Origin of the sequence: Phenylobacterium sp., from assembly GCF_016793225.1 — a bacterium.
GTDB lineage: Bacteria > Pseudomonadota > Alphaproteobacteria > Caulobacterales > Caulobacteraceae > Phenylobacterium.
On sequence record NZ_JAEUMN010000194.1, the window covers coordinates 1 to 23,454 of the forward strand.

Here is a 23,454-nt window from a genome sequence, read left to right on the forward strand (position 1 = left end):
TGCGTCCAGGGCGAACAGCGCCTTGCCGCTCAGCCTGCCGTCCTTGGCCGTCACGCCGGCGCCCTCGCGCGCGCCGGCGATGGGCTCGGAGATGGCGACGCCGGCCGTCACCTCGCCCGACGCCAGCTTCGGCAGCCAATCCGCCTTCTGCGCCTCGGACCCGCCAAGCGTGAGCGCGAGCGGCGCCAGCACCGCCGAACCGAGAAACGGCGTCGGCGCCACGACCTTGCCCAGCGCCTCCGCCGCCAGCGCCGCCTCCAGCAGGCCCAGCCCCAGGCCGCCGTACTCCTCCGGCACGAGCAGACCCGGCAGGCCCATCTCGGCCAGACCGGTCCAGATGTCGGGCGCCGTCATCTCGCCGCCGTCCGCGAACCGGCGCACCCGCTCCAGGGGCGACAGCGACGCCAGCGCCTTGTTCAGGCTGTCCTGCAGCAGCCCCTGGTCTTCCGAAAGCGCGAACCTCATGCGGGCACCACCTTGGGCTCGCGCGGCATGCCGAGGCCGCGTTCGGAGATGATGTTCTTCTGGATTTGCGCTGTGCCGCCGCCGATGATCAGGCCCAGGTCGAACATGTAGTTCCGCTGCCAGTTTCCCTTCGCCCGCAGGTGCGGCCCGTCGTGGTAGAGGATGCCCAGTTCGCCCAGGGCGTCGATCGCCAGGGCCGCGACCTGGTGGTTCAGCTCGCAGCCCTGCAGCTTGACGACCAGCCGCGCGAGGCCCGCGGTGTCGTCGGTCATCACCCGCAGACCGTTGAACTTCATGGACAGCACGCGGGCCTGAAGCTGCATCAGCCGGTCGCGGAAGATCGGATTGTCGATGATCCGCTGCCCGTCGACCGTCTCGGTCTTCATGAGCTCGATCAGCGCCTTCAGCCGCGCCTCCGTGGCGTTCGGATCGCCCAGCATGCCGCGCTCGTGCTTCAGCGTGGTGTTGGCGACGAACCAGCCCCGGCCGCGGCCGCCGACCACATTGGCCTGCGGCACGCGCACGTCGGTGAAGAAGACCTCGTTGAACTCGGCCACGCCCGTCATGGTCTTCAGCGGCCTGACCTCGATCCCCGGCGTGGACATGGGGAAGAGGATGTAGCTGATGCCCTCGTGTTTCGGCTTGTCGGGCTCGGTGCGGACGAGGCAGAACATCATCTGCGCCTGCATCGCCGTACTTGTCCAGATTTTCTGGCCACTTATGAGGAAATCCTCACCATCCTCGACCGCCTTCGTCTGCAGGTTGGCAAGGTCGGATCCGGCGCCCGGCTCGGAGTAGCCCTGACACCAGATGATGTCGCCGGCGAGGGTCGGCGGGATCCACCTCCGCTTCTGCTCCTCCGACCCGACCTCGAGCAGGGTGGGGACCAGCATCGAGATCCCCTGCCCCGCCATACCGCGCGGCGCGTTGGCCTCGATGAACGCCTCGGCGATGATCCGCGACTTCAGGATGTCGGGTTCGGCGCCGTAGCCGCCGTATTCCTTCGGGATCGTGCGCGCGGCGTAGCCGTGGGCGATCAGGGTCTTCTGCCAGGCCTTCGCGTCGTTCGGGACGCCATCGCGATACTCGCCCCGATGAGCCTCGAGGAAGCCGCGCACTTCCTCGCGGAAGGCCGCGAGTTCCGGCGTCAGCGTCAGGTCCATGCAGCCCTCCCGGAGTCGTTGGCGCGACACTCCAGCCCTCTTTCCGCCGGAGGCGCAACGGCGCCGTGGCGTCAGCGTTTGCCGAGAAATGGTGTAGGAGACCGCACATGCGTCGCGCCCTCACAGCCGCCGCCGCGGCTCTCGCTATCGCCGGCTGCCAGAGCCCCGGTTCGTCGGACCCCTTCGTGGGCTTCGGCCCGAACCCCGCGCTCCCGGCGGCGCAGAAGAGCCTGATCCCGTCCATCGGGGCGCCGGATGCGGTGGGGTGGCCGGAGGGCGCCGCGCCCAAGGCGCCGCCCGGGTTCGCCGTGACGCGCTTCGGCTCAGGGCTGGACCACCCGCGCTGGCTCTACGTGCTGCCCAACGGCGACGTGCTGGTCGCCGAATCGGCGGCGCCCCCGAAGCCTCCCGGCCAGGACGAAGGCATCCGCGGCTTCTTCCAGAAGATGCTGATGAAGAAGGTCGGGTCCGCCGTTCCGAGCGCCGACCGGATCACCCTGCTTCGCGACGCCGACGGCGACGGCGTGGCCGAAACCCGGACGATCTTCGCGCAGGGCCTCAAGAGCCCGTTCGGGATGACCCTGGTGGGCGGGACGCTCTACGTGGCCAACCACGACGGGGTGGTCAGCTTCCCGTACCGCACCGGCGACACCCAGGTGTCCGGCGCGGGGACGCCCGTGTTCGCGCTCCCAGGCCCGCCGATCAACCACCACTGGACGAAGAACGTGGTGGCCAGCCCCGATGGGGCGAAGCTCTACGCCACGGTCGGCTCCAACTCGAACATCGGCGAGAACGGCATGGCGGCCGAGGCGGGCCGGGCGGCCGTCTGGGTCTACGACATCGCGAGCGCCAAGGCCGAGGTGTTCGCCACAGGCCTGCGCAACCCGAACGGCATCGACTTCGATCCGGCGACGGGCGCCATGTGGACGGTGGTCAACGAGCGCGACGAGATCGGACCGGACGTGCCGCCCGACTATCTCACCACGGTGCAGGCCGGCGGCTTCTACGGCTGGCCCTACAGCTATTGGGGCGTCGTCGACGCACGGGTGAAACCCCAGAACCCTGAACGGGTGGCCCGGGCGATCCGGCCGGACTACGGCCTCGGCGCCCACACCGCCTCGCTGGGTCTCGTCTTCTACCGCGGCGAGGCCTTTCCCGCGCAGTACCGCGGCGGCGCGTTCATCGGGCAGCACGGCTCGTGGAACCGCAAGCCGCTGAGCGGCTATCGCGTCGTGTTCGTGCCCTTCGCAGGCGGACGGCCGACCATGCCGCCGGAGGTCTTCCTCACGGGATTCCTCAACGCCGACAACAAGATCCAGGGACGTCCTGTCGGCGTGGCCGTGGACGGGCGCGGCGGCCTGCTGGTGGCCGACGACGTCGGCGACATCGTGTGGCGCGTCGCCCCCGTGGCCGGCTGACGTCCGCCGTTCAGCGCTCGGGGAACTTGTAGACGCAGAGCTTGTTGCCGTCCGGGTCCCGGAAGTAGGCGGCGTAGAAGAAGTCGCCCCGCGGGCCGGGCGGACCCTCGCAGCTCCCGCCCGCCGCGAGCGCGGCCGCGTGGACCTGGTCGACCGCCGCGTCGGACGGCGCCTCGAGCGCCACCATGACCCCGTTGCCGACGGACTGGAGCCCGCCGTCGTGGGGCAGAGTGACGCCCAGCATGGCGCCGCGCCGTGGCCCGCCGAAGTAGGTCGAGCGCTCGTAGTCGAACGCGCGGCGCCCCCCGAGCGGGACGAGGACGGCGTCGTAGAACGCCCGCGCCCGCTCGAGGTCGGTCACACCCAGGGTGGTGTAGCCGATCACGCCTCAGCCCATCTTGAAGACACAGATCTTGTTGCCGTCCGGATCGCGGAAATAGGCGCCGTAGAAGGTGGGCAGGCGCTGGCCGGGCGCGCCCTCGTCGGTTCCCCCGGCAGCCATGGCGGCGGCGTAGGCGGCGTCCACCTGCTCCTTCGACGCGGCCGGCAGGCCGAACATCGAGCCGTTGCCGGCGCTCGCGGGCTTCTCGTCGTAAGGCTTGCTGACGGCCAGCATGCCCGGCGTGGACTTGCTGCCGTAGAACTGCATGCGGTCGCCGTTCGCGAAGGTGCGCGCGCCGCCGAGCGTGGCGAGCACGGCGTCGTAGAATTTCACGGCCCGCTCGAGGTCGTTGGTGCCGATGGTGGCGTAGGCGATCATGGTCTCGTCCCTCCCGTTGAAGCGCGACCCTAGCGGATGACCTGCACGGAAGCGCAAGCGATGGATGACGCCGGCGCCGCGGCGGGTCCATGATGCGCGAAACGGGCGGGGGATTTCCATGCGCAGAGCTCACTTCGGCGGAGCCATCGCGTTGTCGGCGGCGCTGGCGGCGGGCGGTCCGGCTCAGGCCGAGCTCTCGAGCGCCGTGCAGGTGGAGACCTCTCCGCTGAAGGGCCTGTCGCAGCCGGCCGAGATCATCGTCGACCGCTGGGGCGTTCCGCACATCTACGCGGCCTCGTCGCGCGACGCCTTCTTCCTGCAGGGCTGGAACGCCGCCCGCGACCGGCTCTGGCAGATCGACCTCTGGCGCAAGCGTGGCCTCGGCCGCCTGTCGGCCAGCTTCGGCTCGGCCTTCGTGGCGAAGGACCGCGCGGCCCGGCTGTTCCTCTACCGGGGCGACATGGCCGCCGAGTGGGCGGCCTACGACCCGCAGGCGCGGGAGGCCGTCGAGGCCTTCGCCGCCGGCGTCAACGCCTATGTGGCGGACGTCCGCGCGGGCCGTCGCGCCCTCCCCGTCGAGTTCAGGCTGACCGGCAGCCAGCCCGAGGACTGGCAGGCTGAGGACGTCCTGCGGATCCGCAGCCATGCGCTCGTGAGCAACGTCACCTCCGAGGTCGCCCGGGCGCGCACCGTCTGCGCGGGCGGCGTGGAGGCCGACGCCCTGCGCCGCAAGCTGGAGCCTGCGCACAAGCTCGTCGTCCCCAAGGGCCTGGAACCCTGCGACGTGCCCGCCGAGGTGCTCGCGGACTATGTGCTCGCCACCGAAGGGGTCAGCTTCAAGGCCGGCGGGCGCGAACTCGCTGCCGTCGACGCCAAGGCGCTGACCGACGTCATCGCCGAGCGATCCGCCGAAGGCTCGAACAACTGGACCATCTCCGCGGCGCGTTCGGCCACCGGGCGGCCGATCCTGGCCGGCGACCCGCACCGGCCGGTGACCGTGCCGTCGCTGCGCTACATCGCCCACCTGGACGCGCCCGGCCTTTCGATCATCGGCGCGGGCGAGCCCGCCCTGCCCGGGGTGTCGATGGGACACAACGGCACCTCGGCCTACGCCATCACGATCAACTACGTGGACCAGGAGGATCTCTACGCCTACGAGCTCCGCGACAACGCGTACCGCTACAAGGGCGGCTACGAGCCCATGCGCGAGGTGGTCGAGACCATCGAGGTGAAGGGCGAGGCGCCGCGGCAGGTCACCCTGCGCTACACGCGCCACGGCCCCGTGGTGTGGCAGGACGCCCGGCGCGCCTTCGCCATCCGCACGATCTGGAGCGAGCCCGGGACGAGCGGCTACTTCGGCTCCTCGCGGATGTGGCGGGCCGGCGGCTGGGAGGACTTCCAGCGCGCCCGCGACCGCTGGGGCGGCCCCCCGTTGAACCTCGTGTACGCCGACACCCGGGGCGACATTGGCTGGGCCGTGGCGGCCAAGACGCCGGTCCGGGCCGGATGGGACGGCCTGATGCCCGTGCCGGGCGACGGTCGATACGAGTGGCAGGGCTTCCTGGGCGACGGCGGCCTGCCGACCGTGAAGAACCCCGCGGCAGGCTTCTTCGCGACGGCCAACGCCATGAACATCCCGGCGGAGCCCGACTATCCCCGCACGCGCCGCCAGCTCGGCTTCGAATGGGCCGACTCCTCGCGGACGGACCGGATCCACGAGGTGCTGAAGGCGCTTCCCCGGAGCACGCTGCGCGATTCCATGGCGCTGCAGGTCGACAGCGTGAGCCCGCAGGCGCGGCGCGGCGTGGCCCTGCTGCGCGGGCTGAGCTCGCCGGACGCCGACGTCGCCCGCGCCCTCGCGCTGCTGTCCGGCTGGAACGGCGACACCGCCACCGACAGCGCCGCGGCGGCGATCTACGAGACCTGGGCGGTGAAGCACCTCGGCCGGCACACGGTGCAGGCGTTCGCCCCGGCGGCCGCGCGCGACCTGATCGGCGCAAGCTCGCCCGATCCGATCCTGACACGCCTGGAGGCCGCCCCGCCGGCGGTCCGCGACCCGATCCTGCTCAGCAGCCTCGGCGACGCCGTGGCCGAGCTCAGGGGCCGGCTGGGCCCCGACATGTCCGCCTGGACCTGGGGGCGGCTGCATCGCGTCCAGCTGGTCCCCGCCGCCGCCGCCCTGGCCGACGACCAGCTCGCCGCGCAGATGATCGTGGGCCCGCTGCAGGTTCCCGGCTCGGCCTCCACCCCGCGTGCGACCACCTACGACCCGCGCACCTTCATGCAGACGTCGGGCGCTTCGGTGCGGTTCGTGCTGGACGTGGGGGCCTGGGACAACTCGATGGCCATCAACACGCCGGGCCAGTCCGGCGACCCGATGAGCCCGCACTACCGCGACCTCTTCCCGCTGTGGGCGGCCGGGCGATACGTGCCGCTGCGGTTCACGCGGCCCGCGGTCGAGGCCGACGCCGCCACCGTGATCCGGCTGACGCCCGCGCCGTGAGCCGTCAGCCGCCGATCGTCTTGCGCAGGCGGATCAGCAGGTTCCCGCCCCACTCCAGGTCGCGGACGTCGGTGAACCGGAGCGGCGCCACGCTGCGGGGGCCCGTGTAGACCTCCCGGATCCGCTTGGCGGCGCGCATGTTGATCCCGTTCGCCTCGATGCGAAGCGAAAGGTCCGGGCGCAGACGGATGTCGGTGTACAGGATCAGGTACGGCGAGATCTTCTTGGTTTCGATCTCGGTCAGCCGGAAGACCCGCTCGCGGATGCCGCCCAGCAGGTCGAGGCCCCAGGTCATGCGCCAGGCCGGGACGGCGTGGCTGAAATGGGCTTCCCAATCCACCGGGTGCAGCGTCGAGATCTCGCGGTTCGACACGGTCAGCGGATCGAGGACGCGGGTATCCCGCCAGGTGACCTGCCCCTTGATCTGCGCGGCCCGCAGGCCCAGCCGGTCCAGCGGCATCGTCAGGCCCAGCGCCACCTCGTTCTTGCGGCCCGAGCCGATGTTGCCCGGCGCGTCGGCGAGGATCGCGCCTGTGGGGCCGACGATGGGGATGCGGTCGACGACGTCCGTCAGGTCGTAGCGCCGCGCCGTCAGCACAACGGCGCCGTCCTTCCAGAACCGCCGTTCGAGCGCCGCCTCGTAGACCCAGGCCTGCTGGGGGGTCAGGTCGGGGTTGCCCGCGACGACGACGCCCGTCGAGGCCACCTGCGGCGAGGCGACGAAGTCGTCGAAGTTGAGCTGCCCGACCTCGCGCTCGACGCGCAGGCGCACCTGGGTCAGGGCGTCGGGGTTCCAGGTGACCGCGGCCCGCGGCTTGAGGAAGGACAGCGACTTCTCCAGCTGCACGTCGCCTTCCGAGGTGACGCGGGACACCTCGTGGCGCGCGCCGGCCTCGACGATGAGCCGGGGATTGATCCGCCAGGAGGCGCGCAGGATCGCCTCCCCCCGCAGTTCCTCCACCACCACGTCTCCGGCGGGCAGCGGCACGGGCCGGCCGTTCTGGGAGAGGCTCGTCTCGCTGTTCAGGTAGTTGTAGGCGCCCTCGGCGCCGACCTCGACCTTCAGCGCGGCCGACGGCGTCACGTTGAACTGGATCCGGCCGACCGTCTCGGCCGTGTCGCGGTCGAGCGCGAAGTCGCGGAGCAGCCCCGGCGCCTCGAAGTGCGATGTCTGCTCCTGCAGGAAGAACTGCTGGAACAGGAGCGCCTCCAGGCCCACCCGCTCGGACAGGCGGCGCGTGAAGCGGATGCCCGCCTCGTGCTGCCCCCGGTCGTTCGTGCCCTTCTCGTACTCCACCGCCCGCGTGAAGCGGTCGTGGTCGTAGATCTCGGTGGCGCCGTAGTTGAACTGGATGGCGCCGGTCAGGCTGAGCTGGCCGCCGGCGAGCGGGGTCGTGAACGCGCCGGTCGACTGGAACCTGTGGCCGTGGGAGTCGGCATTGATCCGGGAGTCGATCAGCCGCGCCCCCCCGGCCGAATAGCGGATGCGGCCGCCGTCGCCGATCTCGTCATTGGGGAAGTGCCCCGTGGAGATCTGCTGGCTGAACTCGGCCGACCGGCCCCCCGAGAACGTCCACTGCCCCTCGAACCGGATGCCCGGCAGGATGCGTTCGTCGTAGACGAAGTCCACGTAGGGCTGGATGGCGCCCCGGAAGCCCGCCTGGCGACGCCGCACGACGTTCGCCACGACCGTGCGGCCCTCCATGTCGATCCCCGGCGCGCCGCCGCGGATCACCTCCACCCGCTCCACCGACGTGGCCGGGATGCGGCGGAGGATGTCCTCCAGGCTGTCGTTCTTGGCCAGCGGCGGGTGGCCGTCGATCAGCACGTTGCCGCCCGAGCCCTCGAGACCCCGGATCGTGGAGCCCTTGTCGAAGGTGAAGCCCGGCAGGCGGACGACCATGTCGTAGGCGCTGACCGGCCGGATCTCGGCGAAGAACGACGGCGGATAGGCAATGAGACCGCGCTCCGCGGGCGGCGGCGGCGCCGGCGCCGCCGCGACGACGGCCTCCGCCTGCGGCTGCGCCGCAGCGGCCATTAGAAGCCATGGACCCATCTTCGGGGTTCCCTCCCGGGCCCCACTCTCGCGCGCTTCGAACGGCTAAGCTACCGCCGATAACCTGACGCGCCGTTTTTTCGAAGGGTCGGTGCGGCGGCCGCGATGCGGGGTCAGACGCGGCCGGTCACCGGGACCAGCGACCCGGTGACGGCCGTGGCGCGTTCGCCGGCCAGGAACAGGATCACGGCGGCGAGGTCCGCCGGCGCCACCCACTGGGCGGGATCGGCGTCGGGCATGTCGGCGCGGTTGGCCGGGGTGTCGATGATCGACGGCAGGACGGCGTTCACGGTGACGCCGTCGCCCTTGAGTTCCTCGGCCAGGGACTGGGTGAGCGCGTGCACCCCCGCCTTGGCGGCGGCATAGGCGCCCATGCCGAGGCCGGCCTTCAGCGCGGCCGCCGAACCGACGTTGACGATCCGGCCGGCGGCGCTCTTGCGCAGGTGCGGGATGGCCGCACGGCTGGCGTTGGCGGCGGTCACCACGTTGAGCTTGAAGAGGTCTGCCCAGCGCGACGGATCCTGGCCCTCGATCTTCTCCCAGACGAAGCCGCCCGCGATGTTCAGGAGCGCGTCGATCCGGCCGTAGCGCTCGCCGACGGCGGCCATGGCGGCGGCGGCCTTCACGGCGTCGGCGAGGTCGACCTCGGCCAGAACCAGCGCGTCCCCGGCGACGCCCTGGGGCGCCTTCGCCGCGTCGATCAGCGCCAGGCTCGCGCCCTGCTCCGCGGCCGCCCGGGCGACCGACGTCCCCAGGATGCCGAAGGCCCCGGTGATGGCGATGACGCGGCCGGCCATGATGGTCTCCTCGGACATGGAAATGGCCGGGGTCGCCCCCGGCCATTCCTCGAAAGCCGATTTCGGCGCCGGGCGCTAGAGGCGCTCGACGATCGTGACGTTGGCCAGGCCGCCGCCTTCGCACATGGTCTGCAGCCCGTAGCGCTTGCCGCGGGCCTTCAGGGCGTTGAGCAGGGTGGTCATCAGCTTGGTGCCCGAGGCGCCCAGCGGGTGGCCCAGGGCGATCGCGCCGCCGTTGACGTTCAGGCGGTCCGGATCGGCGCCCAGCTCCTTCAGCCACGCCACCGGGACCGAGGCGAAGGCTTCGTTGACCTCGAACAGGTCGATGTCGTCGATCGACATGCCGGCCTTTTTCAGGGCCCGCGCGGTCGCCGGGATCGGGGCTTCCAGCATGATCACCGGGTCGTGGCCCATCACCGACAGGTGGTGGATGCGCGCCATCGGCGTCAGGTTGTGCTCCTTCAGCGCCTTCTCGGAGACGACCATCACGCCCGAGGCGCCGTCGCAGATCTGGCTCGAGGTCGCCGCGGTGATCGCGCCGCCTTCCTGCAGCAGCTTCACGCCCTTCATGGCCTCGAGGCTGGCCTCGAAGCGGATGCCCTCGTCGGCGTCATGGCGCACGACGTTGCCCTCGGCGTCCTTGCCGTCGACCACCAGGATCTCGTCCTTGAACGCGCCGGCCTGCGTGGCCGCGATGGCCCGCTGGTGCGACAGGAAGCCGTACTCGTCGAGCTGGTCCTTGGTCAGGCCGTACTTCTTGGCCACCATCTCGGCGCCGGCGAACTGGCTGAACTGGATGTTCGGATAGCGCTCTTCCTGGCGCGGGCTCTTGGGCACGCCCATGCCGGCCTTCATCGGCAGCACCACCGACATGCCCATGGGGCAGCGGGTCATGCTCTCGACGCCCGAGGCGATCACAACGTCCATGGTGCCGCTCATCACGGCCTGGGCGGCGAACTGCAGGGCCTGCTGCGACGAGCCGCACTGGCGATCCACCGAGGTGGCGGGCACGCTCTCGGGCAGGCTGGACGACAGCACGGCGTTGCGCGCGATGTTGGTCGACTGCTCGCCGGCCTGGGTCACGCAGCCCATGATCACGTCCTCGATCACCGCCGGGTCGATGCCCGTGCGGCCGACCAGGTCGTCCAGGACCTTGCCGGCGAGGTCGGAGGGGTGCCAGTCGCGCAGGCGGCCGCCCTTGCGGCCACCGGCGGTGCGGGATGCGGCGACGATGTAGGCCTCGGCCATCAGACTGCTCCGTATTCTGCCTTCTTGCGCCCTGCGGGCTCTCGCGGCTGCGTCTAGCGGGGCGCCGCTGCGTAACACAAGAAAAGGCCGCGCCGGCCTTCGAACCCCACCTTGAAGTGTCGGCCAGACGACACCTAAGTTTTTGATTGAACTAAGTTTCCCTCGCACCGTTGTAAGGCCGCTGAACGACTTCGCTCAGTTCGTCCCGTGCAGGGTCGACCCTCTTCGGGAACCTCAAGACATGATGAAATCGCTTCTGGCCGCCGTCGGCGGCTGCGCCGTCCTGGCCGCCGGCCCCGCGCTGGCCCAGCTCCCCGCCACGCCCAGCGCCACGGGCGCGCCGTCGTCCGTCACCGTCCCGGCCCAACCCGCGGGCCAGGTCGTCCAGAGAGGCGGCCAGGCCGTGATCGTCGGCGCCGGCGCGCACGGCGGCGGCCCGGCTCCGGTGGTCGCAGGCGCGGTCCCGCAGACCCGTCCCTTCACCGAAGGCGTCACCGACGGCGGCGCGAAGGTGGGTAAGGGCATGAAGTCCACGGGCGGCGCCATCGAACGCGGCGGCGTCACGGTCAGCCCGCAGGGCGCCAAGAAGGGCGCGGAAGGTGTGCCGCGGGGGCTGGAGACCCAGGTCAACCGCGCGGCCGCCATCCCGCGCTGACCACCGGCGGGTCCCGGCGCTTCGCCGGGACCCTACCGGCCGAAGGTCTGGGCCAGGATCCGTTCCAGCCACGCCCGATCGGTCTCGTCGAAGGCGGCCGGCCGTTCCGAGTCGACGTCGAGGACAGCGATCAGCGCCCCGCCGGCGTCGAAGACCGGCGCCACGATCTCGCTGGCGGAGCGGCTGTCGCACGCGATGTGGCCGGGGAAGGCATGGACGTCCTCCACCACCTGTGTCGTCCGCGTCGCCGCCGCCACGCCGCAGACCCCGCGACCGAAGGCGATGCGCAGACAGCCGAGCGTGCCCTGGTAAGGCCCGACGACCAGCTCGTCCCCCTTCGCCGGATCGACCACATAGAAGCCGGTCCAGAAGTAGTGCTGGAAGCTGTTCGCCAGCATCGAGGCGACCGTCGCCATGCGCGCGGTCAGGTTGGGCTCGCCGTCCAGCACCGCCGCGATCTCGTCCGCCACGGCGGCGTAGCGCTGGGCCTTGTCGGCAGGCAGGATCGCTTCGTTGAAGGCTTCGGCCATGGCGGAGACTTAGCCGCGACGCGCGCCCGGAGCCAGTCCAGTGGGCCAGGCGACCGCCGCAGGCCGGCGACTCGCAGCCGACCCGCGGAGCTCTCCCCCGGCGTCTACGCCTGCAGCGCGCGCTTGAGCAGGTCCAGGGCGGCCGCGGCGAACGCGCGCATGTTGGCGCTCCGGTCGGCCGAGCCCGTCTCGACGGTCAGCACGGCCTCCAGGGGACCGGCGACGGCCACGCAGGTGTGGCCGGCGGCGTCGCCGTAGCCGTTGCCGGTCGGACCCGCCGCGCCGGTTTCGGAGATCCCCCAATCCGCGCCGTACCGCTCGACCTGGTTGCGGGCCAGCAGCAGGGCATAAGGCTCGCTCGCCGAGCGCATGCCCTCCAGCGCCTCGCGGGGGATGTCGGTCAGGAGGACCCGCGCCTTCGGCGTGTAGACCACCGCCCCGCCCAGGTAGTACGCGCTGGCGCCGGGCACGCTCAGCAGCGCCGCCGAGATCAGGCCGCCCGACGAACTCTCCGCCACCGCGATCTTCTGGCCCCGCGACTTCAGGATCTCCCCGATCTCCGCGGCCAGCGCCTCCAGTTCGTCCATCGTGTCCTCTTCCCCAAACGCGTGTTCGGGGCCCATGATGCCCGCATTCAAGACGAGAACCATACTCCGGGAGGAATTTGATGGACGCCCAGTCGCAGTGGACCGGCCTGGACGCCGCCCGTTTGGAGCGGATCACCGAGCACCTGGAGCGCAACTACATCGCCCCCGGCAAGATCGCCGGCTGCCAGGTCGCGGTCGCCCGCCATGGTCACCTCGCCTACCAGCGCTCGCTGGGCTCGATGGATCTCGAGCGCAACAGGCCGATGCGCGACGACGCCATCTTCCGCATCTACTCGATGACCAAGCCGATCACGTCGGTGGCCCTGATGACGCTCTACGAGCAGGGCTACTTCCAGCTGAACGACCCGGTGAGCCGGGTCGTGCCCTCGTGGAAGAACCACCGCGTCTGGGTCTCGGGCGAGGGCGAGGGCATGGTGACCGAGGCGCCGACCCGTCCGATCACCTTCCGCGACGTGCTCGCGCACACGGCGGGCCTCACCTATGGCGGCGGCCTGCCCGGCGTGGGCCTGCAGCACCCGATCGACAAGATCTACCGTGAGCTCAAGATCCGGTCCCTGGACGGCCGCGACACCATGGCCGAGTTCATGGACAAGCTGGGGCGTGTGCCGCTGCGCTATCAGCCCGGCACGGCGTGGATGTACTCGCTGGCGACCGACGTCTGCGGCGCCCTCGTCGAGCTCATCTCGGGCAAGCCGTTCGCGCAGTACCTCGAGGAGGTCATCTTCCAGCCGCTCGGGATGAAGGACACCGCCTTCCAGGTGGCGCCCGAGAAGCTCGACCGGTTCTGCGCCAACTACCAGCGCGGCCCCGACAAGAAGCTGAAGGTGATCGACGACCCCGAGACCAGCCCCTTCCGCCACGAGCCGGGCTTCAAGTCCGGCGGCGGCGGCCTCACCGGGACGACGGCCGACTACCTGCGCTTCTGCGAGATGCTGCGGCGCGGCGGCGAGCTGGACGGCGCCCGCATCCTCGGGCCCCGGACGGTGGCGATGATGCACATGAACCACCTGCCCGGCGGCAAGCAGCTCACCGAGCTGGCCATCGGCGGCTTCTCGGAGACGGCCTACGACGGCGTGGGCTTCGGCCTGGGCTTCGCCAGCTCCCTGGACGAGGTCGCGGCCGGCGGCCTGGGCGCGGGCGACTTCTACTGGGGCGGCGCGGCCTCGACCATCTTCTGGGTCGATCCGAAGGAGGACCTGAGCGTCGTCTTCATGACCCAGCTCATGCCCTCGGGCACCTTCAACTTCCGCGGCCAGCTCAAGAGCATCGTCTACTCGTCGATCATCGACTAAGCAGCGGCCCTGGTCGTTCCGGCACTGGACCTCGGCGGGGCGCGGGCCTAAGTCCTCGCCCATGCCGATGTCCCAGCCCGACCTGGAAGCCGCCCTGCGCGAGGGCTTCCCCGACGCCACGATCGAGGTCACCGACCTCGCCGGCGACGGCGACCACTACAAGGCCCGGATCGTCTCGAAAGCCTTCGCGGGCCTTCCGCGCGTGCGGCAGCACCAGCTCGTCTATGCCGCCCTCAAGGGCAGGATGGGCGGCGAACTGCACGCTCTGGCGCTCGAGACGTCCGCGCCCGCCTGACGCGCTTGACCCCGGCTGACGCCTTCCCCACTTTCTGCCCGACCGATCCGCGCCGAAAGGGCGACTGACATGACCGACACCGCGACCTCGAACCCCGTCCACGACTGGATCGCCAAGTCGGTGGCCGAGAATCCGGTCCTTCTGTTCATGAAGGGCGAGCCCGAGCAGCCCCGCTGCGGGTTCTCCGCCGTGACGGTGCAGATCCTCGACCATCTGGGCGTGGACTTCGTCGGCGTCGACGTGCTGCAGAGCGATGCGCTGCGCGAGGGCATCAAGACGTTCTCGGACTGGCCGACGATCCCGCAGCTCTACGTGAAGGGCGAGTTCGTCGGCGGCTGCGACATCGTCCGCGAGATGTTCCAGTCGGGCGAGCTCAAGACCATGCTGGAGCAGCAGGGCCTGCTCGGCGCGTGACGAAGCTGCTCGAGCCGCCGAAGGGCCGCCAGGTCTTCCGCCTCGCGTTCGAGCCTCAGCCTGCCGACATCGACGAGAACGGTCACGTCAACAACGTGGTCTACCTGCGCTGGGCGCAGGACCTTGGCGTCGCCCACTGGCGCAGCCTCGCGCCGGCCGACGCCCAGGCCCAGTGGGCGTGGGTGGCGCTGCGGCACGAGATCGACTACCGCCGCGAACTGAAGCTGGGCGAGACCGCCCAGGGGCGAACCTGGGTCGCCGAGACCGCCGGCGGCCCCCGCTTCGACCGCTTCATCCGCATCGACGGGCCGGACGGCGCGATGTGCGCGCAGGTCGTCACGACCTGGGTGCTGATCGAACAGGCGACGGGGCGGCCGCGGCGCGTTCCCGAGTGGATCACCGGGCTCTTCACCTGATCCCGCCACGCCCGAGGGGGTGAACGAACCGCGCCGCCGGGGGTTTTCCTAGGCCCACCCACAGCTCCCGCAGGCCGATGGACTTCGACGACACTGTGCGCGCCTTCGGCGCCCGCTTCGACTGGGCTCCCACCTGGGTCTTCAGCCTCCTTCTCATCGCGCTCGCCCTCGCAGTGGCGCTGGTGCTCTACGGCGCGATGGTGCGGTTCTTCCGCAAACGCCTGCGGTCGGAGCAGTCCTTCTGGCGCCCCCTGCTGCTGCGCACGCGACGGCCGGCGCGCCTGGCCCTGTGCATCGGCGCCATCGGCTGGGCGGTGCACGTCGCCCCCCTGCCCGCACGCGAGGCCTCGCTGGTCCAGCACGGGCTGCTGATCGCCTTCATCGTGCTGGTGGGCCTCGCCGCCATGACCGCGCTCGACATCGGCGCGGCGCTCTACCTGCGGCGCTACCGCGTCGACGTGTCCGACAACCTGCTCGCCCGCAAGCACCTCACCCAGGTGCGCATCCTGCGCCGCGCCATGACGACCCTGGTGGTGCTGCTCACCGCCGCCTTCGCCCTCATGACCATTCCCGGCGTGCGCCAGCTGGGCGTCAGCCTGCTCGCCGCCGGCGGCGCGGCGGGCATCATCGTCGGCCTCGCGCTGCAGCCGGTGCTCTCGAACCTGCTCGCCGGGGTGCAGATCGCCCTCACCCAGCCGATCCGCATCGACGACGCGGTGATCGTGGAGGGCGAGTGGGGCCGGGTCGAGGAGATCACCTCCACCTATGTCGTGGTGAAGATCTGGGACCTCCGCCGCCTCGTGGTCCCGCTCAAGTACTTCCTGGAGAAGCCCTTCCAGAACTGGACGCGCGAGTCGGCCGACCTCCTCGGCGCAGTGATGCTCTACGTGGACTACAGCACGCCGGTGGACGCGATCCGCGGGCGGCTGGACCACATCCTCGCCGAGAATCCGAAATGGGACGGCAAGGTGAAGGGGGTCCAGGTCACCGACGCGCGCGAGCGCACCATGGAGGTCCGCATCCTGGTCAGCGCCGCCAACTCGGGCGACGCCTTCGACCTGCGCTGCGAGGTCCGCGAGAAGATGATCGCGTGGCTCAACGTCGAGCACCCCACGGCGCTGCCCCGCGAGCGGTTCGAGATCGCCTACGCCGAGGCCGAGGACGCCTCAGCCGGGCCCGGTCCAGCCCAGCAGCGGGTTCAGTAGGAACACGGGTGTGCGCGGCGGGACGCCCAGTTCCGCCCAGGTGAAGGTCAGGTCGGTCCGTCCCATGACGACCGTACGGCAGGCGTCGATGCGCCGGCGTCCGAACGCCACGGTCAGGGCGTCGCCCTTCCGCTCGACGTAGAAGGCGAAGTCGGCCTTTGCCGTGCACCCGTTCGACGCGACGCTGATCGTCAGGCCGTCCTTGCCCGCCACGGCGGCGTACAGGGGCTCGAGTTCGGCGAGCGCGGGGTTCGCGGGCGCGACCACGCGCACGCCGCCGGTCGCGCAGCCGGTCAACGCCAGGGCGGCCAGCAGGAACAGGCGTCGGTCCATCGCCGCAGTCCCGCACGGATGGCGGCAAAAGCAAAGGGCCCCGGATCGCTCCGGGGCCCTCGCAAACGCGATGAGGCGGCGTGGATCAGGACGCGTAGAACTCGACCACCAGGTTCGGTTCCATCTTCACCGGATACGGCACTTCCGACAGCTCGGGCGCGCGCACGAAGGTGGCGCTCATGGCCTTGCCGTCGACGGTGATGTACTCGGGCGTATCCCGCTCGGCCGACTGCAGGGCCTCGAGCACCAGGGCCATGTTGCGCGAGCGCTCACGGACCGACACGACGTCGCCCGGCTTCACGCGGTAGCTGGCGATGTTCACGCGCTTGCCGTTCACCAGCACGTGCCCGTGGTTGACGAACTGGCGGGCCGCGAAGGGGGTCGGCACGAACTTGGCGCGATAGACCACCGCGTCCAGCCGGCTCTCGAGCAGGGCGATCAGGTTCTCGGAGGTGTTGCCCTTGCGACGCGACGCTTCCTGGTAGATCCGGACGAACTGCTTCTCGGTGATGTTGCCGTAGTAGCCCTTCAGCTTCTGCTTGGCGCGCAGCTGCAGGCCAAAGTCCGAAACCTTGGACTTGCGGCGCTGGCCGTGCTGGCCGGGGCCGTAGGCGCGGGTGTTGATCGGAGACTTCGGACGACCCCAGACGTTTTCGCCCATCCGGCGGTCGAGTTTGTACTTGGCGCTATGGCGCTTGGACATTCGTTCACTCTCGTCGACGCGGGCCGGCGACCTCTCGAAACGGAGATCGCGATTTCAACGGCGGCTTCGCATCTGCCCGTCATAGGTTTCCGACCGCGCGGGGCAGGCCCGGCGGCAGGAAGCCGCGGTCTATGGCTTCGGGCCCCCGAGAAGTCAAGCGCTGCAACCGAGGCGGCGATTGCGGGTTCTTGCGTCAGGACGCATCCGACCGAAGGCTTCGATTGGCCCTCTCAGTTCATCCGACGGCCGCCGGTCCGCGCCCGATCGTGCACATCGGCTACCACAAGACGGCCACCACGTGGTTTCAGCGGCACGTCTATCCGCAGGCGACCAGCCACCGCTGGGTCCCGAGAGCCGTCGCGCGGCAGGTCTTCCTCGACCCCTGGGGACTCGCCTTCGATCCGCTCGCCGCGCGACGCGCGCTGGCGTGCCCGTCCGATCCGCGCCCGGTCGCGGTCTGCGAGGAGAACCTCTCGGGCTACATCCAGAACGGCGGCCTGCACGGCCTCATGGCGCCCGAGGCCGCGCGCCGGATCCACGCCACCCTGCCCGACGCGCGGATCGTGATCGTCATCCGCGCCCAGCCCGAGGCGATCGCCGCGAGCTATGTGCAGTACGTTCGCGCAGGCGGCACCCATGCGCCCGGCCGCTACCTCTTCCCGGCCCGTCACCTCACCGGGGCGCGGCGTCACCCCTACAAGTCTCCGGCCTTCGCATTCGAGCACTTCGCCTACCACCACCTGATCGGCTTCTACGACGAGCTTTTCGGCCGGCGGAACGTCACCGTGATGACCTACGAGGACCTTCGCCGTGATCCTGCGGCCTTCCTCGACCGGTACGCGCGGGAGGCGGGCCTCATCGTGGACGCGGACCAGGCGGTCCGTCACCGGCCGAACGGCTCCTTCGGACCGACCACGCTGCTGGTCGGGCGCGCGACGGGCCTGTTCACCGCACGCTCGGTCACCGACAAGACCTGGATCGTCAGCCTTCCCGGCTTCTACGAACTTCGACGTCGCCTGCTCCAGGCCATGTCGGCCTTCGACCGCGGCGGTTCGGCCGAGGCGATCCTGGGCGCGGCGAACGTCGCGCACATCCGGAGCTATTTCGCCCCGAGTAACGCCGAGACGGCCCGCCTGCGCGACCTGGACCTGGCGGAGCTGGGCTACCCGATGGCGACAGCCCGGCCGCGGGCCAAGGGCGCGGCGCGTTCGTCCGGCGGGGCCCCGGCCTACGCCGCCACGACGGCCGGCACGCGGTAGGCGCCGCTCAGCAGTTCGGCCCGGGGCAGGTAGGCGCGCAGGAACAGCGCGAACGGTCCGGCCGGCGCCGGCAGCCAGTTGGCCTCCCGCCCGGCGCCGGGGTTCTCATGGCCGATCCAGATATCGAGCGAGCCGTCGGGATTCCTCGCCAGGCCGGGCGTACGGTCGCCGATGGCGTAGCGGTTCAGCGGATTGTCGGTGAAGAAGTACTGCCCGTCGTCCATCGCCTCGTACAGGCTCAGCGACCAGAAGGAATTCACCGGCAACGGCGCATCCGCCGGGAAGTGCAGGCGCCAGGCTCTCGTTCCGTCGAACAGGCCGCTCGGTCCGCCCGCCTGCATGTACATGGCCTCTTCCGGCGGAAGCGCGGCAAGGCCGCTCAGTGCGACCGTCCCCCGCAGGCCGTAGTCCTGGCCGAAATCGCCCAGGCGGGCCGTCGGGTAGCTCCAGCCGTCGATCATCGCGCCGCCCCCGAGGCCGCCACGGCCCCGGACCGCCTTGCGGCCCTCGGCCAGGCCGGCCTCGATCTCGCGCACGTCGGCCGCGCCGAACCGGGCCGGATCGAAGTTCGTCAGGCCCAGCGGGGCCATCTCGCGCAGCTTGGCGAGGTCCGTGGCGGGGGGCGGATTCGCGGCCAGCAGGTCGGCGATGGTCTGGAACAGTTCGCGCCAGTCGGCGGTGCGGGCGGCGTAGGGCCCCGGGCAGGGCGTCTCGGGCGCCTGCATGGAAATGCCCGCCTGCACGGCGCGGCAGGCCTCCAGGTCGTGGGGGCCGTCGACGAGAATGCGCGCAAGCGCCCACACGTGGTTCGTGGGCGACCGGACCACGTTGGCGCCCTCCGCGGCGTCCGTGGGCCCCACGAGGCGGAACGTTCCGCCGTCCGGCCCCGTCGTCCGTGTGCCCAGGATGGCGAAGTTGTTCGTGTAGGCGTCCATCAGGGCGAGCGACAGGTAGCGGTCGCCCGCCGCCGGCAGGGTAATCGTCACGGGCCCGGCCGACAGGTCTACGTGGGCGGTCGAGTAGAGCGTGTCGGTGTTCGGCGTCGTCACCGCCCGGTGCCGGTGATTGGCGAGGTTCCGCACGTGCGTGAACGCCCCCATAGACTGTCCCAGCGCCATGCCGCGCTGGCGCGTGGTCGCCACCTCGATCAGCGGCAGCCCATAGACGAACGCCTCGCGCGCCGCCGTCCGAAGGTCGGTCACTCCACCCCTCCCGTCCGCGCGGCGAGGTCCTTCGCCGCCGCGCGCGCCTCGGCCCACCAGCGGCGGACCATCTCCTCGGCCGACCCCGCGCGCGCCAGCCGCACGGCCTGCCCGGCCCAGAGCGACATCATCTCCGGATCGTCGGCCCTGGCGGCCGCGGCGCGCAGCGGCTGGGTCAGCCGGTTCTGCACAGGATAGGCCGGGACGTCCGCCTCGACCCCATGCATCAGACGCATGAACCTGTTCTCCACGCCGCGGGCGTAGCGGCCGGTGAAGGCGCGGGTCAGGCGGGTGGGCTCGTCGCCGGCCTCACGGACCGCCCGCCGCCAGGGCTCCGCGGTCACCGCTTCGTCGGCGAGCAGGAAGGCGGTGCCCATCTGGGCGGCCGAGGCGCCCAGGGCCAGGGCGGCCGCCACGCCGCGGCCGTCCATGACGCCGCCCGCCGCGATCACCGGCAGGTCCACCGCCGCCCGGACCGTCGCCACCAGCGCCATGGTCCCCACGAGGCTCGCCTCGAGCTCGGCCAGGAAGTGGCCCCGGTGGCCGCCGGCCTCGAAGCCTTGCGCGCAGATCCCGTCGGCTCCGGCCTCGGCCCAGGCCAGCGCCTCGGCCACCGTCGTGGCTGTGCCCACCACATAGGTCCCGGCGCTTTGCAGCGCCTCGACCTGCGCGCGGCCGAGCACGCCGAAGGTGAAGGAGGCCACGGCGGGCGCCGCTTCGGTGACCGCCGCGAGCTGCGCCTCGAAGTCCGGCGCGAACTGGTTGGGGACGGCCGGCAATGGTTCGCCGCGTTCGGCGTACCAGGGGGCCAGTCGGTCCAGGGCGGCGGCGACGTCCGCCGCGTCGGGCGTCGCGCGCGGCGCCATCAGCAGGTTGACGCCGAAGGGCCGGTCGGTCGCCCGCTTCATCGCGGCCACCGCGGGCCCGATGTCCGCGGGCGCGAGGGCGCCGGCCGCGAGCGAGCCCAGGCCGCCGGCCCGGCTGACCGCCAGCGCGAGCCCGTCCAGCGAGGCCCCCACCATCGGCGCCTGCAGGATCGGGATCGGCAGGCCGTCCAGAAGCGCGCGCAGGCTCAAGCGTCTCGCCCCGTCTTCCGCGCGATCTTCTCGAGCACCTTGCCGCGGCCGCGCGACAGGGCCGTGATCACGCCACGGAGGGTGCGCACCTCCTGGTCGGTGAACCGCGCCTTGCCCAGCGCCGAGCGGAGGTTCTGGATCATGTTCGGGGTCTTCTCCGGCGGATGGAAGAAGCCCGCCGTCTCGAGTTCGCGCTCCAGGTGCTCGTAGAGGCCCAGCAGGGCTTCGCCGGTGGCGGGCTCGGGCGCGGGGCGGAAGTTCGCCGGGGCGGCGTCGAGCTCGGCGGTGCGCCACTCGTAGGCGTTGATGGCCACGGCCTGGCCCAGGTTCAGCGACCGGAACCTCGGGTCGATGGGGATCGTCACCACCGCCTGGCAAAGCGCGATGTCGGCGGTCTCGAGCCCCGCCCGCTCGCCGCCGAACAGCAGGCCGGTGCGCTGGCCCTGGACGGCCGCCGCCCGCAGTTCGGCCGCGGCGGCGCGTGGCGTGACCACCGGGAGGGTGAGCTCGCGCGGCCGGGCCGTCGTGGCGAAGACCACCTGCAGGTCCGCGACGGCGGCCGCGACGCTGTCGTAGACCCGCGCCGCGTTCAGCGGCCACTCCGCGCCCGACGCCAGGGCCCAGGCGCGCTCCTGCGGCCAGCCGTCGCGCGGGTTCACGAGCCTGAGATCCGAAAGGCCGAAATTGGCCATCACGCGCGCCGTGGCTCCGATATTCTCGGCAAGCTGCGTCGCGTTCAGGATGATTGCAGGCGCTAGGGGAGACGCTTCGGCCATGGCGCGTTTAGAGAAGGCTGAACCCGCCATGGCAAGCCTCCACCGCCGTTCCCTGATCGCCGCCGCGCCCGCCATCCTGCTGGCGTCGTGCGAGCCCCGGATGCCGACCACGGTGTCGACGACGCCCCGGATCGACGTCGAGGGCTTCGGCCGCGCCCTGGATGCGATCGCGGCCCGCGCGGCGCCCGGCGTGCTGGGCGTCGGCCTCGCCAACCTGGAGAGCGGGCAGGCCTTCCTGCTCAACGGCGAGCGGCGCTTCCCCATGCAGAGCGTCTTCAAGCTGCCCCTGGCCGCCGCCGTGCTGGCCGAGGTGGACGCCGGACGCGCCAGGATGGACGAGCGGTTCGAGCTGACCGAGGAACAGCTTTCGCCCCAACACTCGCCGATCTCCGCCGCCTGGCCTGCGCGCAGGTCCTTCTCGCTCCGGGACCTCCTGGAGGCGACCGTCGTCGAAAGCGACAACACCGCCGCGGACGTGCTGATGAAGCACATCGGCGGGCCGGGCGCCGTCTCGGCCTGGCTCGTGGGCCGCCGGGTGCCGGGCGTGCGGGTCGACCGCTACGAGCGCCAGCTCGCCTGCGACATCGCGGGCATGCCGTCCTTCCGGCCGCAGTGGCGCACCGCCGAGGCGTTCGCGGCGGCCCGGGCGGCCACGCCGCCGACGACGCGCCAGGCCGCGCAGCGCGCATACATGGCCGACCCGCGCGACACGGCCACGCCACGCGGGATGATCGAGTTCCTGCAGATGCTCGACAAGGAGGAGCTCATCTCGCGCGCATCCACGCGCGGACTGCTCCGGATGATGTCGCGCACCGCGCGGGGCGCCGCGCGGCTGAAGGCGGGGCTTCCTCGCGGGGCCTTCCTCGCGCACCGTCCGGGGACGGCCGCCGCCGACCTGGGAGTCTCGGCCGCCCACAACGACGTGGGAATCTTCACGCTGGCCGACCGGCGCGCCTACGCCATCGCCGTCTTTCTGAGCGGATCGACCCTGGACGAGGCCGGTCGAGACGCCATCATCGCCCGCATCGCCGACGCTGCCGTAAGGGCAATCGGGTAGTCGCGCGCCATAGCCTTTCCGGACGCGCCCGCGGTAGCTATACGAACCCAAACGAACTTCCGCCCGGAGCGCCCGCCCCTCATGGCCAAAATCAAAGTCGCCAACCCCGTCGTCGACCTCGACGGGGACGAGATGACCCGCATCATCTGGAAGCTCATCAAGGACAAGCTGGTCTTCCCGTTCGTCGACGTGCCCGTCGAGTACTACGACCTCGGGATCGAGTACCGCGACCAGACCGAGGACAGGGTCACCGTCGAGGCGGCCGAGGCGATCAAGAAGCACGGCGTCGGCATCAAGTGCGCGACCATCACCCCCGACGAGGCGCGGGTGAAGGAATTCAACCTCAAGAAGATGTGGAAGTCGCCGAACGGCACGATCCGCAACATCCTGGGCGGCGTCGTCTTCCGCGAGCCGATCATCTGCAAGAACGTCCCGCGCCTGATCCCCGGCTGGACGCAGCCGATCATCATCGGCCGCCACGCCTTCGGCGACCAGTATCGCGCCACCGACTTCAAGGTCCCCGGTCCCGGCAAGCTGACGGTGAAGTTCGAGGGCGCCGACGGCAAGGTGATCGAGCACGAGGTCTATCAGTTCGAAGGCGCCGGCGTGGCGATGGCCATGTACAACGTCGAGGAGTCCATCAAGGACTTCGCCCGCGCCTCGTTCGAATACGCGCTGGCGCGGAAGTACCCGCTGTACCTCTCGTCCAAGAACACGATCCTCAAGGCCTACGACGGCACCTTCAAGGACCTGTTCCAGGAGCTGTTCGACGCCGAGTACGCCGACAAGTTCAAGGCCGCGGGACTGGTCTACGAGCACCGCCTGATCGACGACATGGTCGCCTCGGCGCTGAAGTGGTCCGGTGGCTTCATCTGGGCGTGCAAGAACTACGACGGCGACGTCCAGTCCGACCAGGTCGCCCAGGGCTTCGGGTCCCTGGGCCTGATGACCTCGGTGCTGATCACGCCGGACGGGAAGGTGATGGAGGCCGAGGCGGCCCACGGCACCGTCACCCGCCACTTCCGCCAGCACCAGAAGGGCGAGTCGACCTCGACGAACTCGATCGCCTCGATCTTCGCCTGGACCCAGGGTCTGAAGCACCGGGCCAAGCTCGACGGAAACGCCGAACTCGCCCACTACTGCGACACCCTCGAGAAGGTCTGCGTCGCCACGGTGGAATCGGGCTCGATGACCAAGGACCTGGCGCTCCTCGTGGGCGACAC

Annotated in this window: 25 protein-coding genes; 11 read left to right on the plus strand and 14 right to left on the minus strand. The window is 71.0% G+C overall.

Annotated elements, in window-relative coordinates; genetic code table 11:
- Positions 1-465, minus strand: a 465-nt coding sequence (locus JNK30_RS22715; protein ID WP_293486027.1) for an acyl-CoA dehydrogenase family protein, incomplete at its 3' end; no start/stop codon positions are given.
- Positions 462-1,628: an acyl-CoA dehydrogenase family protein gene (locus JNK30_RS22720; protein ID WP_293486029.1), complete on the minus strand. Its 1,167-nt coding sequence runs from the start codon at positions 1,626-1,628 to the stop codon at positions 462-464. The genes JNK30_RS22720 and JNK30_RS22715, both read right to left, overlap by 4 nt.
- A gap of 107 nt (positions 1,629-1,735) precedes the next feature.
- On the opposite strand from JNK30_RS22720, the gene JNK30_RS22725 reads away from it, so the two are divergent.
- Positions 1,736-3,046 (plus strand): sorbosone dehydrogenase family protein, encoded by a 1,311-nt coding sequence (locus JNK30_RS22725; RefSeq protein WP_293486031.1) that lies wholly within the window; start codon positions 1,736-1,738, stop codon positions 3,044-3,046.
- Positions 3,047-3,056: 10 nt separating this feature from the next.
- On the opposite strand, the gene JNK30_RS22730 is transcribed toward JNK30_RS22725, so the two are convergent.
- Both JNK30_RS22730 and JNK30_RS22735 read right to left on the minus strand, forming a co-directional pair.
- A complete protein-coding gene (locus tag JNK30_RS22730; protein ID WP_293486033.1) occupies positions 3,057-3,431 on the minus strand; it encodes a VOC family protein in 375 nt (124 codons plus the stop codon).
- A gap of 3 nt (positions 3,432-3,434) precedes the next feature.
- Entirely contained in the window at positions 3,435-3,806 is a 372-nt protein-coding gene (locus JNK30_RS22735) for a VOC family protein (protein ID WP_293486035.1), read from the minus strand.
- Positions 3,807-3,924: 118 nt separating this feature from the next.
- Between JNK30_RS22735 and JNK30_RS22740 the strand changes: the two genes are divergently transcribed.
- A complete protein-coding gene (locus JNK30_RS22740; protein ID WP_293486037.1) occupies positions 3,925-6,309 on the plus strand; it encodes a penicillin acylase family protein in 2,385 nt (794 codons plus the stop codon).
- 4 nt (positions 6,310-6,313) lie between these two features.
- Here JNK30_RS22740 and JNK30_RS22745 read toward each other — a convergent pair whose 3' ends face one another.
- From JNK30_RS22745 to JNK30_RS22755, 3 genes are all read right to left on the minus strand, one after another.
- Positions 6,314-8,347 (minus strand): TonB-dependent siderophore receptor, encoded by a 2,034-nt coding sequence (locus JNK30_RS22745; RefSeq protein ID WP_293486039.1) that lies wholly within the window; start codon positions 8,345-8,347, stop codon positions 6,314-6,316.
- 131 nt (positions 8,348-8,478) lie between these two features.
- Positions 8,479-9,162 (minus strand): SDR family NAD(P)-dependent oxidoreductase, encoded by a 684-nt coding sequence (locus JNK30_RS22750; protein WP_293486041.1) that lies wholly within the window; start codon positions 9,160-9,162, stop codon positions 8,479-8,481.
- 75 nt (positions 9,163-9,237) lie between these two features.
- Positions 9,238-10,410, minus strand: a complete 1,173-nt coding sequence (locus JNK30_RS22755; RefSeq protein WP_293486043.1) for an acetyl-CoA C-acetyltransferase — start codon at positions 10,408-10,410, stop codon at positions 9,238-9,240.
- A gap of 241 nt (positions 10,411-10,651) precedes the next feature.
- Between JNK30_RS22755 and JNK30_RS22760 the strand changes: the two genes are divergently transcribed.
- On the plus strand, positions 10,652-11,065 hold the full coding sequence (locus tag JNK30_RS22760) for a hypothetical protein (protein WP_293486045.1): 414 nt from the start codon (positions 10,652-10,654) through the stop codon (positions 11,063-11,065).
- 32 nt (positions 11,066-11,097) lie between these two features.
- Here JNK30_RS22760 and JNK30_RS22765 read toward each other — a convergent pair whose 3' ends face one another.
- Both JNK30_RS22765 and JNK30_RS22770 read right to left on the minus strand, forming a co-directional pair.
- Positions 11,098-11,595: a GAF domain-containing protein gene (locus tag JNK30_RS22765; RefSeq protein ID WP_293486047.1), complete on the minus strand. Its 498-nt coding sequence runs from the start codon at positions 11,593-11,595 to the stop codon at positions 11,098-11,100.
- A 104-nt stretch (positions 11,596-11,699) separates the two neighbouring features.
- On the minus strand, positions 11,700-12,182 hold the full coding sequence (locus JNK30_RS22770) for a CinA family protein (protein ID WP_293486049.1): 483 nt from the start codon (positions 12,180-12,182) through the stop codon (positions 11,700-11,702).
- A gap of 80 nt (positions 12,183-12,262) precedes the next feature.
- Here JNK30_RS22770 and JNK30_RS22775 point away from each other — a divergent pair, with 80 nt between their 5' ends.
- The 5 genes from JNK30_RS22775 (at position 12,263) to JNK30_RS22795 (ending at position 15,825) form a co-directional block, all read left to right on the plus strand.
- Entirely contained in the window at positions 12,263-13,495 is a 1,233-nt protein-coding gene (locus JNK30_RS22775; RefSeq protein ID WP_293486051.1) for a serine hydrolase, read from the plus strand.
- 61 nt (positions 13,496-13,556) lie between these two features.
- Positions 13,557-13,790, plus strand: a complete 234-nt coding sequence (locus JNK30_RS22780; protein WP_293486052.1) for a BolA family protein — start codon at positions 13,557-13,559, stop codon at positions 13,788-13,790.
- 69 nt (positions 13,791-13,859) lie between these two features.
- Positions 13,860-14,204, plus strand: a complete 345-nt coding sequence (gene grxD, locus JNK30_RS22785) for a Grx4 family monothiol glutaredoxin (protein ID WP_293486053.1) — start codon at positions 13,860-13,862, stop codon at positions 14,202-14,204.
- The gene (locus JNK30_RS22790; RefSeq protein WP_293486055.1) at positions 14,201-14,620 is read left to right on the plus strand and encodes a thioesterase family protein; all 420 of its coding nucleotides are present in this window, start codon (positions 14,201-14,203) and stop codon (positions 14,618-14,620) included. Before grxD ends, JNK30_RS22790 begins: the two co-directional genes overlap by 4 nt.
- Before the next feature lie 77 nt (positions 14,621-14,697).
- The gene (locus tag JNK30_RS22795; protein ID WP_293486057.1) at positions 14,698-15,825 is read left to right on the plus strand and encodes a mechanosensitive ion channel family protein; all 1,128 of its coding nucleotides are present in this window, start codon (positions 14,698-14,700) and stop codon (positions 15,823-15,825) included.
- On the opposite strand, the gene JNK30_RS22800 is transcribed toward JNK30_RS22795, so the two are convergent.
- Together JNK30_RS22800 and rpsD are read right to left on the minus strand one after the other, a co-directional pair.
- Complete coding sequence (locus JNK30_RS22800) at positions 15,787-16,158, minus strand: hypothetical protein (RefSeq protein WP_293486059.1); 372 nt, start codon at positions 16,156-16,158, stop codon at positions 15,787-15,789. The genes JNK30_RS22795 and JNK30_RS22800 overlap by 39 nt on opposite strands.
- Positions 16,159-16,243: 85 nt before the next feature.
- Complete coding sequence (rpsD, locus tag JNK30_RS22805; protein ID WP_293486061.1) at positions 16,244-16,861, minus strand: 30S ribosomal protein S4; 618 nt, start codon at positions 16,859-16,861, stop codon at positions 16,244-16,246.
- Positions 16,862-17,082: 221 nt separating this feature from the next.
- On the opposite strand from rpsD, the gene JNK30_RS22810 reads away from it, so the two are divergent.
- Entirely contained in the window at positions 17,083-18,120 is a 1,038-nt protein-coding gene (locus JNK30_RS22810) for a hypothetical protein (protein ID WP_293486062.1), read from the plus strand.
- On the opposite strand, the gene JNK30_RS22815 is transcribed toward JNK30_RS22810, so the two are convergent.
- The 3 genes from JNK30_RS22815 to JNK30_RS22825 are packed head-to-tail and all read right to left on the minus strand — an operon-like array spanning position 18,090 to position 21,174.
- Positions 18,090-19,322, minus strand: coding sequence for a DUF1254 domain-containing protein (locus JNK30_RS22815; protein WP_293486063.1), 1,233 nt, complete (start codon positions 19,320-19,322; stop codon positions 18,090-18,092). The two genes, JNK30_RS22810 and JNK30_RS22815, sit on opposite strands and share 31 nt — an antisense overlap.
- A complete protein-coding gene (locus JNK30_RS22820) occupies positions 19,319-20,398 on the minus strand; it encodes a nitronate monooxygenase (RefSeq protein ID WP_293486065.1) in 1,080 nt (359 codons plus the stop codon). Before JNK30_RS22820 ends, JNK30_RS22815 begins: the two co-directional genes overlap by 4 nt.
- Positions 20,395-21,174 carry an RNA methyltransferase gene (locus JNK30_RS22825; protein WP_293486067.1) on the minus strand — a complete coding sequence of 260 codons (780 nt, stop codon included), beginning with the start codon at positions 21,172-21,174 and terminating at the stop codon, positions 20,395-20,397. Before JNK30_RS22825 ends, JNK30_RS22820 begins: the two co-directional genes overlap by 4 nt.
- A gap of 28 nt (positions 21,175-21,202) precedes the next feature.
- Between JNK30_RS22825 and bla the strand changes: the two genes are divergently transcribed.
- Together bla and JNK30_RS22835 are read left to right on the plus strand one after the other, a co-directional pair.
- Positions 21,203-22,231, plus strand: a complete 1,029-nt coding sequence (gene bla / locus JNK30_RS22830; protein ID WP_293486069.1) for a class A beta-lactamase — start codon at positions 21,203-21,205, stop codon at positions 22,229-22,231.
- Between the two features lie 81 nt (positions 22,232-22,312).
- Positions 22,313-23,454: NADP-dependent isocitrate dehydrogenase (locus JNK30_RS22835; protein ID WP_293486071.1), on the plus strand; the 1,142-nt coding region annotated here is incomplete at its 3' end.

Coding starts and splice junctions, on each gene's coding strand:
- bla (WP_293486069.1), top strand. CDS start 21,203: ATGGCAAGCCTCCACCGCCGTTCCCTGATCGCCGCCGCGCCCGCCATC.
- JNK30_RS22725 (WP_293486031.1), top strand. CDS start 1,736: ATGCGTCGCGCCCTCACAGCCGCCGCCGCGGCTCTCGCTATCGCCGGC.
- JNK30_RS22825 (WP_293486067.1), bottom strand. CDS start 21,174: ATGGCCGAAGCGTCTCCCCTAGCGCCTGCAATCATCCTGAACGCGACG.
- JNK30_RS22740 (WP_293486037.1), top strand. CDS start 3,925: ATGCGCAGAGCTCACTTCGGCGGAGCCATCGCGTTGTCGGCGGCGCTG.
- JNK30_RS22760 (WP_293486045.1), top strand. CDS start 10,652: ATGATGAAATCGCTTCTGGCCGCCGTCGGCGGCTGCGCCGTCCTGGCC.
- JNK30_RS22770 (WP_293486049.1), bottom strand. CDS start 12,182: ATGGACGAACTGGAGGCGCTGGCCGCGGAGATCGGGGAGATCCTGAAG.
- grxD (WP_293486053.1), top strand. CDS start 13,860: ATGACCGACACCGCGACCTCGAACCCCGTCCACGACTGGATCGCCAAG.
- JNK30_RS22765 (WP_293486047.1), bottom strand. CDS start 11,595: ATGGCCGAAGCCTTCAACGAAGCGATCCTGCCTGCCGACAAGGCCCAG.
- JNK30_RS22720 (WP_293486029.1), bottom strand. CDS start 1,628: ATGGACCTGACGCTGACGCCGGAACTCGCGGCCTTCCGCGAGGAAGTG.
- JNK30_RS22800 (WP_293486059.1), bottom strand. CDS start 16,158: ATGGACCGACGCCTGTTCCTGCTGGCCGCCCTGGCGTTGACCGGCTGC.
- JNK30_RS22745 (WP_293486039.1), bottom strand. CDS start 8,347: ATGGCCGCTGCGGCGCAGCCGCAGGCGGAGGCCGTCGTCGCGGCGGCG.
- rpsD (WP_293486061.1), bottom strand. CDS start 16,861: ATGTCCAAGCGCCATAGCGCCAAGTACAAACTCGACCGCCGGATGGGC.
- JNK30_RS22750 (WP_293486041.1), bottom strand. CDS start 9,162: ATGGCCGGCCGCGTCATCGCCATCACCGGGGCCTTCGGCATCCTGGGG.
- JNK30_RS22775 (WP_293486051.1), top strand. CDS start 12,263: ATGGACGCCCAGTCGCAGTGGACCGGCCTGGACGCCGCCCGTTTGGAG.
- JNK30_RS22735 (WP_293486035.1), bottom strand. CDS start 3,806: ATGATCGCCTACGCCACCATCGGCACCAACGACCTCGAGCGGGCCGTG.
- JNK30_RS22795 (WP_293486057.1), top strand. CDS start 14,698: ATGGACTTCGACGACACTGTGCGCGCCTTCGGCGCCCGCTTCGACTGG.
- JNK30_RS22755 (WP_293486043.1), bottom strand. CDS start 10,410: ATGGCCGAGGCCTACATCGTCGCCGCATCCCGCACCGCCGGTGGCCGC.
- JNK30_RS22780 (WP_293486052.1), top strand. CDS start 13,557: ATGCCGATGTCCCAGCCCGACCTGGAAGCCGCCCTGCGCGAGGGCTTC.